The sequence below is a fragment of the Ruegeria sp. J8 genome (assembly GCF_056531925.1).
This window is the reverse complement of record NZ_JBQFMR010000006.1, coordinates 183223-195782: the sequence shown is the minus strand read 5'-3', so window position 1 is coordinate 195782 and position 12560 is coordinate 183223. Positions and strand designations below refer to the sequence as shown.

Sequence of the window (12560 nt, the reverse complement as noted above, 5' to 3'; positions counted from 1 at the left end):
TCTGCCTCTCTACGCATGCCCCGCCCGAATGGTCAAGATGTCGCAGAGGACAACGCCGCCCGGTCCTGTGGCTCAGCCCAGTTTATCTTTGGCCCCAACGGCACGATCCCCAGCGGGTTTCGCAGCTCGGAGGGTGAGAAATACCCGGCCTTGTATATCTCGGGCTTCACTGTCCGGGCAATCTCCGGTCGAGAGTACAAGTCCCGCGCATAACCCCACAGATGCGGATAGTCGACCAAACGCCACAAATTACAGCGGAAGGCATAGTGATAAGCCACATCGAACCGCGCCAGGGTCGGGAACAGGCGCAGGTCGACCTCGGTCAGATCATCGCCGCACAGGTATCGGTTGGTGGCCAGATGCGCCTCGATCTCGTCCAGCATGGTGAAGACATCGTGAAACCCGGCCTCATACGCCTCTTGCGTGCGGGCGAACCCGGCGCGATAGACGCCATTGTTCAGGCGCGGATAGATTTTGTCGTTCCAGGCATTGATCTGATCCAACTTGTCTGGCGGGGCCAGATTGGGGCCATAGCCTTCTAACGTGCCCAGCATACGCACGAGATCGGCGGATTCATTCGACACCGCGCGGTTTTCGGCGCGATCCCACAACAAAGGCACGGTGATGCGCCCGGTATAAGCAGGATCAACCTTTGCATAGGTTTGATGCAACGCGGTGACACCGAACAGAGGATCGGCATAGTCACCATCGGTGTCGTACACCCAACCGTCCGGCGTGCGGCGCGGGCGGGCATAGGCGACGGTGATCAACTCCTCCAATCCCTTAACGGCGCGCGTCAGCAGGACCCGATGCGCCCAAGGGCAATTCCACGCGGCATACAGGTGGAACCGCCCCGGCTCATAAGGACCGTTTGGCAGAGCGTTGCGGATGGACGACGCCTGACGACGGTATGCGCCGTCAAGCGATGTATCGGGGGCGGGGTCGTCCACGTGGTAGACCCCGGCAATCATGACGCCCATGCGGTCAGTTCACCGTGACCCAACGCAGGATGAAGAAGTTATCCGGGCGTTGTGTCAGGTCGATATTGCTGCCGGTCCCCCAAACCAGAGGCTGAACATACATCGGCACATAGACATGATCGTCCTGATAGATGGCCGTCACCTCATCCAGCATGGCCTGACGCTTCGTCGCGTCCAGCTCGGATTGGATCATCGGCAACAGTTCATCCACCCGTTCGTTCGAGTAGCCGCCGAAATTCCAGCTGCCCAGCTTTTTCTCCTCGTTCGGCGTGGCTACCAGAAAGCGAACGGGATGTTCGGCGTCGAATGTGCCGGGGCTCCAGCCCAGCATATACATGTCGTAGTTATCCTCGCGCAGCTCTGGCCAGTAGTTGCGGACGGGCATGGCATCCAGTTCCGCCGTGATCCCAATCTGCGCGAGCATGGTGACGACGGCCTGACAGACCGGTTCGTCATTCAGATAGCGGTCATTGGGGCACTTCAGCCCGAAAGAGAACCCATCGCCATAGCCTGCCTCGGCCAGCAGCGCCTTGGCGCCTTCGACATCAAAGGCGGAGCGGTCTGCATTGGCTGCAGAATAGCCGCTCATGGCCGGGCTGACCAGTTGCGAAGCGGCTTCGGCGTTGCCACGCATGATCGTGGCCAGAATAGCGTCCACATTGATCGCCTGCGCAACTGCCTGACGGACCCGCACATCACGGAACGGGTTCGGTTTGCCCGCATCATCGGTGTATTTCAGCGTCTCGGCTTCATGATCGAAACCCAACATGATCACGCGCGCCTCGATCCCCTGAATGACGTCCACGTCGGCGTTTTCCTTCAGACGTGCAACGTCTTGGATCGGGACAGGATTGATCATGTCCACATCACCCGACAGCAGCGCCGCAACAGCAGTCGCTGGGTTCTGGATCGGGTTGAACTCGGCGCGAGTAATGTTGTGTTCGACCTCGCCCCACCAGTCGCCATGCGGCTCTAACACGGTCTTAAGCCCCGGTTCGCGGGCCGTCACCTTGAACGCGCCGGTGCCGTTGGCATTGATCGTGGCGTAGTTGCCGGTTTCCTTGTCGGGCACCACGGCGTCATTCGCCTCGGTCCAGCCTTGATCCATGATCATCCAGTTGGCGATCGAGGACGGGAACAGCGGGTTCGGCGCCGAGGTCATGATATCGACCGTATAGTCATCGACTATGATCACTTCACTGACCGGCGCAAACCAGCTGCGCGTATCTGCCGCCTCGCCTGAGGCCCGCTGATAGCTGAACAGCACGTCTTGCGCATCAAAGGTGCTGCCGTCGTGAAAGGTCACGTCCTCACGCAGCTTGAATCGCCAGCCTTCACCCTCTCCGATCGGCTCCCAGCTTACGGCCAGCGCGGGTTCGACCGTCATGTCCTTGCCGCGGCGCACCAGCCCTTCGTAGACATTGTTGAGAAAACCCAGAACCGGGGCCGAGTTGACGGCGTGCGGGTCCATGGTCTGCGGATCGGTGGTCGAGGCCCATTTGAACTCGGCCGCCTGAACACTGGTCGCAGCCAGCAGGGCCAGGCCGATGGCACTGTTTCTAAGGATCATTTTTATCTCTCCCTGTTCTCTGCGCCTGAGTTTTCTTGGTTTTTCGCTTGCACGCAAGGAAATCTCAGGGCGAAACAAAAAACAGGGCGCGAAATCCGCGCCCTGCCTTGTTCGCAATCGAACCTATTTAGTTCATCGTGAAGTATTTGACCTTCGGCTGGTCTTCCGCATCCACTTCGATGCCCACGCCATCAGCCATACCCCAGTTCAGAACCTGGTGGTGGATCGGGATGTACAGCGCTTCGTCCTGCACCACGCGCCAGATGTCGGCGATGTCAGCGTTCCGCGCATCAAGATCGGTGTTCGAGGCCAGCGACTTGATCTTCGCATCCAGCGCATCGTCCTGATAGCCGGTGCCGTTCCAAGTTCCGATATCGTCCTCGCGACCATGGACCAGGAAGTTGAAGATGTATTCCGAGTCATATGTCGGCACACCCCAACCCAGCATGTAGAAGTCGGTCTTACTGTCGGTGATCAGCGGGAAATGCTGTGCCTTGGGCTTGGCGTCCAGATTCACAGTCACGCCGATCTGACCCAGCATACCGACAGCCGCCTGACAGATCGCCTCATCGTTGATGTAGCGGTCATTCGGGCAGTCCAGCCGCAGCGAGAAACCGTCGCCATAGCCTGCCTCGGCCATCAGGGCCTTGGCTTTTTCCAGGTCGGTCGAGGATTCGCCGTCCATATCAGCAGTCCAACCGTTGACAAAGGGCGGTGCGATCATGCCCGCAGGCTGCGACTGGCCGCGCATCACGACCTGCTTGATCGCATCGCGGTTGATCGCCATCGACATGGCCTGACGCACACGCACATCGGCGAGGGGGTTCTTGCCGTCCACGTTATCCGCTTCGATGTCATCTGCGCCCTGGTTCATCCCAAAGAAGATCACACGGTTCTGCGGCGCCTGCTTGACCATCAGGCCATCGGCACCGTTGACGCGCTCAATATCCTGCACTGGCATATCCTGAAGGAAGTTCACTTCACCCGACAGCATCGCAGCCACGCGGGTCGCAGCGTTCTGGATCGGCGTGTAGACGATCTCGGTCACTTCCATCGGGAACTGGTCGATGCCCCAATAGTCGTCATTGCGCACCATCACCGTTTTCACGTCAGGCTCGCGGCTTTGCAGCTTATATGGCCCCGTGCCGTTGGCGTTGGTGGTGGCATAGGTGATCTCGCCGCCCTCAAAATCCTGAACGTTGACGGTGTTGTTCGCCTCGGCCCAGCCTTTGTCCAGAATGAACAGGTTGGTCAGGTTCGACGGCAGGATCGGGTTCGGACCATCGGTGACGATCTCGACGGTGTAATCGTCAACCGCGCGCACTTCGGTGATCGAGCCAATCAGCTCTTTCATGTCCGAGTTCGGCTGCTTGGCGCGCTCAAAGCTGAACACCACGTCTTCTGCGTTGAAATCCGCGCCATCGTGGAACTTCACACCTTCGCGCAGTTTGAAGACCCAGACGTTCGGATCATCGGCCTTTGGTCCCCACTCGGTCGCTAGCGCGGGTTCAAACGCGCCGGTCACGTCGCGGATGATCAGCGGCTCATACATCTGGTGGCGAATGGTGTGCGACGGACCTTCGTTTTGCGAATGCGGGTCCAACGTCAGCGCGTCACCCGCGCGCGCCCAGCGCAGAGTTTCAGCCGATGCACCTGCCGCCATCATTGCGGTCGCACTGGCGGCAATCATCAGATTTCTTAGGATCATTATAATCTCCCCGTTTATTGTTAGCGCCGCCATCCCAGACGGCAGGCCGTTGTCGCGGCCTTGGTGGTCCTGATCATCCAGATCATTTTCACAGTTGCAACACTAGATTGTGAGCCAACTGAAATGTTTATCTCGACTCTTGGTTTTCCCATTGATTAGAGACTGTTTTGTATAGAAATTAGTTGACCGCTTGGTCAAGTTTAGAGCGCTGAATGCAGTGTCATCACCCGGATTCTGCTGTGCGTCCGAATTGCAGCACCCTTGCCCGGTAAGGATTTCCGGCGGTTGCATTTCCGTCTGGCGCGCACAACTATCCGGGCAATGAAGGTATTTTTCAGGTTCATTTTTTCAGCTCTGTTGCTTGTCACTGTTGTGCTGACCGGGTTTTGGGTGGCAGCCAGCAACCGTGAGACTGTTCCGGTGGGCCACTTGCCTGATGACACAGGCCGGATGATCGAAACCTCTGAGGGTGCGATCTTTGCTTTGGACGTCGGCGACCCTTCGGCGCCGCCGGTTCTGTTTGCTCATGGAACAGCGGCGTGGTCGGGTTTGTGGCGACCCACGCTTTCCCACATGTCCGACGCCGGGTTTCGCGCGATCGCCTTTGACATGCCGCCTTTCGGCTGGTCGGAACCAGCACAGGATGAGGACTACAGTCGGACGCGTCAGGCCGAACGCATTATCGCCCTTCTCGAAGAGCTGGACAGCCCTCCGATCGCCGTCGCGCATTCCATCGGCGCAGGGCCCGTGGCCGAGGCTGTTATGCTGCGCCCCGATTTGGTGTCCGGGTTGGTCATAGTTTGTGGGGCGATTGCGCTTGAGGCGCATGACTCTCCAACTTCTGAGCCCATTTACCTGCGAAATGGGCTGCTGCGACAGGGTATAGCCGCCACAACAGTCTCTAATCCACTGCTAACGCGCCATTTCCTTCGCGCGTTTTTGCATGTGAAACTGGCTGCAACGCCTGAAATCGTCTCGATATTGCGCAATCCAATGGCCCGCGAAGGATATACCAAGGCCGTTGCGGACTGGTTGCCGCACCTGCTTGTGCCGCCGCAGAACGCGCGCAGCACACGGGCAGAAAGCTGGCGTACGCTCGACCTGCCGGTCGCATTGATCTGGGGCGCGGAAGATACCGTGACCCCGGTCGCGCAAGCCCACGCCTTGCACGCGCTGCTATCCGAAGCACCGCTGATCGTCTTGCCCGATGTAGGTCACATCCCGCAAATCGAGGACCCAGAGCAGTTTCAAACCGCATTAATTGACGTGCTGAAGGCCATGCCCGGGCCGACGCTATCAAAGGAAGACGTATGACGATTTTCACCAGACGCGCCGCACTTTTCGCCGCCGGTGGAGTGGCGGGCTGGGGATTGTCTCGTTGGTTGGGACCAGACCTGCCCGTTTATGACGGCACCCGCTACACGCCTGCCGTGTCGGATGCCACGATCCTGAATGACGCCAGCGGATTGTCACCGACGCCGGTACACAAGCATCTGGTGATGACCGAGAATGCTGATGAAGCCCTGATCACGGCCATCCGTCAGGAACTGGCGCAGGCACAGGCCGAGGGCCGCCCGGTGAATGTCGGTGCCGCGCGCCATTCGATGGGGGCGCAAGCCATCCCGCGCGATGGCACAGCGATCACCTTTGACAACGGCTCGGTCGAGATTGACAGCGCAGCGCAGACATACCGCGCCCATGCCGGGGCACGCTGGTCTCAGGTCATTGCGGCGTTGGACCTTGCAGGATGGTCGCCCAAGGTGATGCAATCGAACCACGATTTCGGCGTCGCCGCGACCTATTCCGTCAACGCCCATGGCTGGCCGGTTCCGTTCGGACCGATGGGCGCAACCGTGCGATCCCTGCGCATGATCCTACCGGACGGAGAGCTTGTGACATGCTCGCCCACGGAAAACGCCGACCTGTTCAATCTGGGCATGGGAGGCTATGGGCTGATCGGCATCATCGTCGATCTAGAAGTCGAAATGGTCTCTAATACACGGCTATCACCTACTTTCAAATTGATGGAAGCCAGCGCCTTTGCCAACGCTTTCCGCCAGGCCGTGGCTGACCCGGCTGTGTCGATGGCCTATGGCAGGCTCAATGTCGAAAGGGCGTCCTTCTTTGAAAAAGCCTTGCTGATCACCTACCGCGAGACCGAGGATCAATCGGACCTGCCGCCGGCAACCGGCTCGGGATGGATGTCGCATGCCGCCAGTCGTCTCTACCGCGCGCAGCTAGGCAACGAGGCGTTCAAGTCCTTTCGCTGGTGGAACGAAACCACGCTAGGCCCAGCCTTGGGCGGGGGTGAGGCAACGCGGAATTCCCTGATCAACGAACCGGTTGTCACGCTGGACGACCGCAACCCGGACCGCACCGATATCCTGCACGAATATTTCGTGGGCTTCGACGCCTTTGACGATTTCCTGACCGCCTGCCGCGAGGTGATCCCGGCCTCGTATCAGGAGTTTCTGAACGTGACCCTGCGCTATGTGGCGCAAGACGATCAGGCGGTTCTGTCCTTCGCCTCGGAACCACGCATCGCTGCGGTTATGTCCTTCAGTCAGGAGATGACCGACCGCGCCGAGGCCGACATGGCCCGTATGACGCAAGAGCTGATCGACCGGATCACCGCGATCGGCGGGGCTTATTACCTGCCCTACCGCCCGCACGCGCGGCTGGATCAACTGTCCGCCGCCTATTCGCGCGCGCGAGAGTTTGCGCAGGCCAAAAGCGCGTTAGATCCGCAACTGGTGTTAAGAAACAACCTTTGGGACAGCTATTTGGGGCAGCTATGACCAATCTTCAAAAACTCTGTATGGGGTATTTTGTGGCACTGATGATTGCCGCGTCGCTGAATTACATACCCGGTCTGACGGATGAAAACGGTCTGGCTTTTGGCATCTTTGCCCTGGATATCTATGACGACGCGCTGCATGTGGCGTCGGCCTTCTGGGCGCTGATTGCCGGGCTTTGGTCCCATCGCGCTGCGCGCACCTTTCTGATCCTGTTCGGGCTGGCCTATCTGGGCGACGGAGTTTTCGGGTTCTTCACTGGCTATGGCTATCTGGATCTGGGGATCTTCACGAACAACTCAGCCGGGATGGACCTGTCCCTCGGACGCGTGCTGGCAAACCTGCCGCATCTGGCGCTGGGAGGGGTGGCCGCCTGGGCCGGTCTGCGTGACGCACGGAGGACGACATGAGATTTCTGCTGAGATGGCTGCGCAGGCTGGTTCTGCTGTTGGTGCTGGTCGGGATCGGCTTGGCCGCCCCTATCATCTATGTCGAAACAAGTTGCAAGGGCACTGCGCAGGCGCAACCCTATGACGCCCTGCTACCGGCCGAGCATCACCGCCCCGAAACCCGCAGCCTGATGACCTATCCTGAATGGCACATCGTCCACGCCTATGAGGATTATGCCGAGGTTCTGAGCCAAGGCGATCCACATGACTACGGCTTCTGGCAAGGGATCACGGGGTTCTGGAGCTCGCTCTGCGCGCTGTCCGAAACAGCCGCTGCCCATGGCGAGATTGGCGGTGAGACCAAGCAAACGATCTATGTGATCGGGGCCAGTTTCACGGCGGAACTGGCGTTGAAGGCACTGTACGAAGAGACAGTCGGCCGCCTGTTTACCGCCCTGCGCGGCCCGGAACGGGCTCCCCTGGATGAACTGTCGGCGCAGCAGGCATCAGATTACGCTGAATTCCTGCAACAGGTGCCATGGTACAAGTGGCGCTTTGACGACGATGCCCAAAGCTTGATTGACCAGTCCAGCGGCTCGATCCGCGACACTGAACGCGCAATAGCTCTGGGTCTGGAATACACCGCCAAGGGTGGCTATGCCAGGGTGATTGAACAGGCCGTTGAGCAGGTCGGTCAGGATGAGCTGACCCTTCGCATGATCGTCACCTCAGAGGGCGAGTTGCCCGCCTATCCCGACATGCAAGTCATCGCCCAGCGCCCCGAAGGGATTGAGATCGAGACGCCACGCTACCGCGCCCTGACCAATCTGCTGGTGCAGATGGCCGGTGACGGTGTGAACGTGGTCGAGATCGCAGGCAATGACGACATCCTGTTTACCGCAATTTCGGATCAGCCCACGCGGGCAGACGCGATCTACAGCGCGCCTCGCCAAGGGTTCGGCGACCACCGACATCTGATCGTCGTCAAAGTGTCCGATCTGGCCGAACGTCTGCGCCAACTTCCGGGGTCAGGCCTGGCACTGGAACATATCCATGACTATTAGGGCGGTTCTGATTGCCCTGCCGCTGATGTTTCTGGGGTGGCTGTCCACGCTTGTTGTTGTGGCTTTGCTGACAGACGACGCCCCGGCCTATGTGGTTGTCCTGCCCAAAACGCAGATGCTTGAGGCGCTGCCCGGCGACGTCTCGGTCCTTGCGGCCTCGCCCTTCAGCCTGACCGTCGCGTCAGAAAGCGAGGGATTTGTAAAATCCCTATATAATATGGGCGCTCGCCTGGTGCTCCCTGCGGGCCTGCCGGGCTGTCTGCCACTGCCCAAGGCCTGACATCTCGGTCTCGTGCCTTCCTCCATGCTAAAAACCCACGTTTGATCAGGCTGCTTTGCGTATATCCGCGCAATTCCATGTCAGGGCCGAAGCCGTCCCGTCCGGCGCAAGCTGCCCGCCGACGAAACTGGGCTTACGCGCATATCCGTTCCAGTAGGATTGGGTAAAGTCATCTGAATAGTGCAGCAGATTGGTGGCCTGACCTTCGAACAAGGCCCCCCGGAACGCTCCGGTTCCGACCACATGATCTCGCCGCAATACGCCATTGCCCACCGTCTCGATCATGCCCGAGGCCCCGGCCTGCCGGGCCGAAGAGGCACGCGCGAAGGTCATCGCCTCGCTCAACGCGATGGGGCGCCCGAACCGCCGGTACTCCTGCCGCTCGAAATCAAGTGACAGGGCTGGGCCAGATACCCGGCGCGCAGGGTGCGACGTTACAGAAAGGTCGCGGGTCAGCTTCATGCCAGCACCATTGCATGGATTCCACTGGCTGTTGTGCCCGTGGCATGAACACGGCTGACGCCCACTGGCAGGATCGAAAAGTCCAGAACCTGCACCGTGCGGATTTCCCCGCGAACAGTCGTCAACACAATCGTCCCGCCCGATTCAACGTATAGCCCGATCGCCACATCTGGCAGGTCCGCAGTATCCGAAGGCGTCACGGGTGCAATATCTCGGGCAGGACCGGACAGGCTGGATACTCGGTTTACGAAAGGATTGGTGGTCATGGGTCAGGACTCGCTGTCTGTGTGTCAATCAGCGGCACGTTAGGAAAAACCGCTTAATGACCTACAAGTCCTGCGTGCGTTGCGTCCGCGTCAGGCGTTTGCCCGCGCGTCAGCGATTAGTGCCCATATCTTTTGCTTGAAGACCTCAACATCGAATGTATCCGCCAACGCCCTGATCGTCGCTGGATCCTTCACCAAATCCGGGTTCTTCTCGAACCGGTCGATGGCCAGGTTTAGGGCTTCGGCGGTCTGTTCATGAAACAAAACACCGCTGACACCCTCGATGACGGTGTCCAATGCCCCACCGCGCCCATATGCGATCACCGGTCGTCCGCTGGCCATCACTTCGACCGGAACTATGCCAAAGTCCTCCTCACCGGGGAAAATCAGCGCGCGACAGGTGGCGAATTGACGCTTTAGCTCGGCATTATCAACCCGGCCAAGAAAAGTGATATTGGGGCAGGATTTCTTTTCCAACACGCCGCGCATCTCACCATCACCAACAACCACCAGTTTACGGCCAGACGCGTTGAACGCATCAATCGCCAGATCGGCCCGTTTGTAAGAAACCATCTCACCTGCAAGCAGGTAGTGGTTTTCAACATGGTTCGATATCTGAAACGCCTGCGTCTCGACCGGAGGAAAAATAACCTCTGCTTCGCGCCGATAATAGGTTTGGATTCGGTCACGAATGAAGGACGAATTGGCCACGAAACGATCCACGCGAGCAGCAGTCGTGACATCCCAAACGCGCAGCCTATGCGCTAGGAAGGGCATCGCCATCCGCGCAACACCCCCCGCCTGTTGCCGATAGCTGTGATAGTGATCCCAAATATAGCGCATCGGTGAATGACAATAGCAGACATGCAACGCATCGGGGCGCGGCACGATCCCCTTTGCCGGACCGGATTCGCTGGACAGAATCAGATCAAATTCCTGCATGTCCATCTGTTCAAGCGCCAGGGGCATAAGGGGCAGGTATTTCTGATAGTGCTTTCGCGCACCGGGCAAGCGCCCGATAAAGGTCTCTCGCACCTCGTGTTTTCTGACCTTGGCGCTGACCTTTTCGCGGTCATAGACATGAGTCACAATCACTGCGCCCGGAAATAGATCCAGCAGCGCCTCCAAGACTTTTTCACCGCCGCGCATTCCAACTAGCCAATAATGTACGATGGCAACTTTCAATCTGCCCAACACTCCGCTGTCACCGCGGGCCTGATTTGTAAGCCCGTGTTGCCACCACCCCGCAATGCCATGAGGCCCAAGTCATCTCCTGAAGGGTACAGCCGACGTCCAATCTGCAGAACGCCGTAAAATGGGATCCGAAGGGTGCACATGAAACGCTCGAAATACCTAGTTATCTCAGGTCTAATTCACTCTCTTTTCGCGAAACAATGTTTCGATGTATTCTGCCTTAGATTGTTTTTTCAGTGTTGCAAAAACAACCAATACTAACCAAGCGCCGTCAGAAACTCTGGCTCAGAACCGTCCAGATAGACTGCGCTGAGCACGCCGGTCGCGAACGCGCCCGTGTCGACAGCAATTCGGCCGCCCCGAACCGCAGCGCGACTCACGATTGTATGGCCATGGACAACCCACTGACCGTCTTTCCTGTCTTTGGTCTGAAAATGTTTGTTGCCCCAAAGCAGGTCGTGCTCAGATTGCTGGTCAAGCCGACGTGTGGGGTCTGCCCCAGCATGCGAGACAAAGATATTCCCACTATGGAAACTGGTCTTCAAATCTGCGATCCAGCCAACAAGTTCATCACCCATAGCGCGCCGCAAACTATCCCGACACTTGGTCAGTTCCTCGGAAGTCATTTCTGGCCGAGCGGCTGGGATGCGAAACGACGCCAGTGTCTGCAAGCCCCCATTTCGTAGCCACTGACGACCGTGTTTCTTCGGATCGGCCAGGAAACGCAGTAGCATTTGCTCATGATTTCCCATCAAACACATAAATTCAGGGCAAGCTTGCATCATCCGCAAAACCTCCGAGCTGTGTTCGCCTCGGTCAATGTAATCTCCAACCAGAATGATCTGGGCGTCATGCGGTACTTGGGACAAGAGCTTTTCCAAAAGCCCGATGCAGCCATGGACATCCCCTATGACGCAGATCGGCTTTGTCGGCGCAAGAGCTCTGCGCGCTTTGCCCCCATGAATTCGATGAAGGAGTCCCGAAATCAACCAGACTAATTTCCTATGCAAGGCTACCCGTCAAAGCACACGCTATGATTGTGCTCATACAATACACTCATACCTATCTAGAGGTTTGAAGACAAGCGCGACGCTACGCCGTGCGGCAAGCAAAAACACCCAATCTAATAAGCTCTGCACCCTTGATTTTGTGTACGCCGCGAATTCGGTTTCGTCCTGTTTCCATGAACCAAGTCTTGATGGGCTCGGGGTAGAACTCCGCCATCACTTCGCTGAAATACTGAAAATCTGAGGCACTGAGCGGCCGGCCATGACGCGACGGACCATGAAATCCAAATATTGTGTCCGGTGTTACACATGTCCCTGGCAGGCCAAGAAACATCGTACAGGTCGAATAACAGATCCGCCCGCGCAGCTCGACACGTATGCCATTTCTTTGAAGGTTCTCCAATTCGACCAAACGATCATGCAAGAAACCGCCTCGATCACTGCCAACCACCAAAGGTTGTTCCGAGTATCCGGCGCCAGGCACTGCAAGCACGCATAACAGGACAGAAAGCCCCATCACATAACCTGCAAACCGTCTCTTCCATTTGCAGAGCCTCAAACTCAGAAATCGCATTAGCCGCACTCCATTCCCGTTGGTAGTTGGGAACAGTGCTAAGGAGGGACATCGTCGTCTTGACGTGTGGCCTGGGGCGTAAATGTGCCTTTTGCGGACAAGTTATCGCGATTTTGTCTAAACGCTTTGTAACAATTCAGTGCTGTCGATTTCTGATCAGGTCCAATTTGGCAGTTCGGTTCAATTGTTGGCAAAAAGACCGGCCTTTAGCCTAGTTGGGTGACAATTTCTGGTGTGGAGCCATCTTGATCGAAAGACGCATGAACTGGCT

At 57.9% G+C, this 12560-nt stretch carries 13 protein-coding genes; 5 read left to right on the top strand and 8 right to left on the bottom strand.

What is annotated here, in order from left to right:
- Positions 1–32: 32 nt before the first annotated feature.
- The 3 genes from ACR0L1_RS14275 to ACR0L1_RS14265 all read right to left on the bottom strand — a co-directional run bounded on the left by ACR0L1_RS14275 (position 33) and on the right by ACR0L1_RS14265 (position 4258).
- A complete protein-coding gene (locus tag ACR0L1_RS14275; protein ID WP_480859513.1) occupies positions 33–980 on the bottom strand; it encodes a glutathione S-transferase family protein in 948 nt (315 codons plus the stop codon).
- 4 nt (positions 981–984) lie between these two features.
- Entirely contained in the window at positions 985–2550 is a 1566-nt protein-coding gene (locus ACR0L1_RS14270; RefSeq protein WP_480859512.1) for an ABC transporter substrate-binding protein, read from the bottom strand.
- Between the two features lie 127 nt (positions 2551–2677).
- Positions 2678–4258: an ABC transporter substrate-binding protein gene (locus ACR0L1_RS14265; protein WP_170790142.1), complete on the bottom strand. Its 1581-nt coding sequence runs from the start codon at positions 4256–4258 to the stop codon at positions 2678–2680.
- Between the two features lie 321 nt (positions 4259–4579).
- Between ACR0L1_RS14265 and ACR0L1_RS14260 the strand changes: the two genes are divergently transcribed.
- Genes ACR0L1_RS14260 through ACR0L1_RS14240 form a run of 5 tightly spaced genes read left to right on the top strand, consistent with a single transcriptional unit; the run spans position 4580 to position 8786 of the window.
- Positions 4580–5572, top strand: a complete 993-nt coding sequence (locus ACR0L1_RS14260; RefSeq protein WP_480859510.1) for an alpha/beta fold hydrolase — start codon at positions 4580–4582, stop codon at positions 5570–5572.
- Positions 5569–7056 carry an FAD-binding oxidoreductase gene (locus ACR0L1_RS14255; protein WP_480859508.1) on the top strand — a complete coding sequence of 496 codons (1488 nt, stop codon included), beginning with the start codon at positions 5569–5571 and terminating at the stop codon, positions 7054–7056. The genes ACR0L1_RS14260 and ACR0L1_RS14255 overlap by 4 nt, the downstream gene beginning before the upstream one ends.
- Entirely contained in the window at positions 7053–7463 is a 411-nt protein-coding gene (locus ACR0L1_RS14250; protein WP_480504236.1) for a hypothetical protein, read from the top strand. The genes ACR0L1_RS14255 and ACR0L1_RS14250 overlap by 4 nt, the downstream gene beginning before the upstream one ends.
- Positions 7460–8506 carry a hypothetical protein gene (locus ACR0L1_RS14245; RefSeq protein ID WP_480859506.1) on the top strand — a complete coding sequence of 349 codons (1047 nt, stop codon included), beginning with the start codon at positions 7460–7462 and terminating at the stop codon, positions 8504–8506. Before ACR0L1_RS14250 ends, ACR0L1_RS14245 begins: the two co-directional genes overlap by 4 nt.
- Positions 8496–8786, top strand: coding sequence for a hypothetical protein (locus tag ACR0L1_RS14240; RefSeq protein ID WP_170771156.1), 291 nt, complete (start codon positions 8496–8498; stop codon positions 8784–8786). Before ACR0L1_RS14245 ends, ACR0L1_RS14240 begins: the two co-directional genes overlap by 11 nt.
- A gap of 45 nt (positions 8787–8831) precedes the next feature.
- On the opposite strand, the gene ACR0L1_RS14235 is transcribed toward ACR0L1_RS14240, so the two are convergent.
- The 5 genes from ACR0L1_RS14235 to ACR0L1_RS14215 form a co-directional block, all read right to left on the bottom strand.
- Positions 8832–9248, bottom strand: a complete 417-nt coding sequence (locus ACR0L1_RS14235) for a phage head spike fiber domain-containing protein (RefSeq protein ID WP_480859504.1) — start codon at positions 9246–9248, stop codon at positions 8832–8834.
- Complete coding sequence (locus ACR0L1_RS14230; RefSeq protein WP_170771188.1) at positions 9245–9514, bottom strand: spike base protein, RCAP_Rcc01079 family; 270 nt, start codon at positions 9512–9514, stop codon at positions 9245–9247. The genes ACR0L1_RS14235 and ACR0L1_RS14230 overlap by 4 nt, the downstream gene beginning before the upstream one ends.
- A gap of 90 nt (positions 9515–9604) precedes the next feature.
- Positions 9605–10699 (bottom strand): glycosyltransferase, encoded by a 1095-nt coding sequence (locus ACR0L1_RS14225; RefSeq protein ID WP_480504250.1) that lies wholly within the window; start codon positions 10697–10699, stop codon positions 9605–9607.
- 266 nt (positions 10700–10965) lie between these two features.
- Complete coding sequence (locus ACR0L1_RS14220; RefSeq protein ID WP_480859502.1) at positions 10966–11697, bottom strand: metallophosphoesterase; 732 nt, start codon at positions 11695–11697, stop codon at positions 10966–10968.
- A 103-nt stretch (positions 11698–11800) separates the two neighbouring features.
- Complete coding sequence (locus ACR0L1_RS14215; protein ID WP_480859501.1) at positions 11801–12289, bottom strand: hypothetical protein; 489 nt, start codon at positions 12287–12289, stop codon at positions 11801–11803.
- Positions 12290–12560 lie beyond the last annotated feature (271 nt).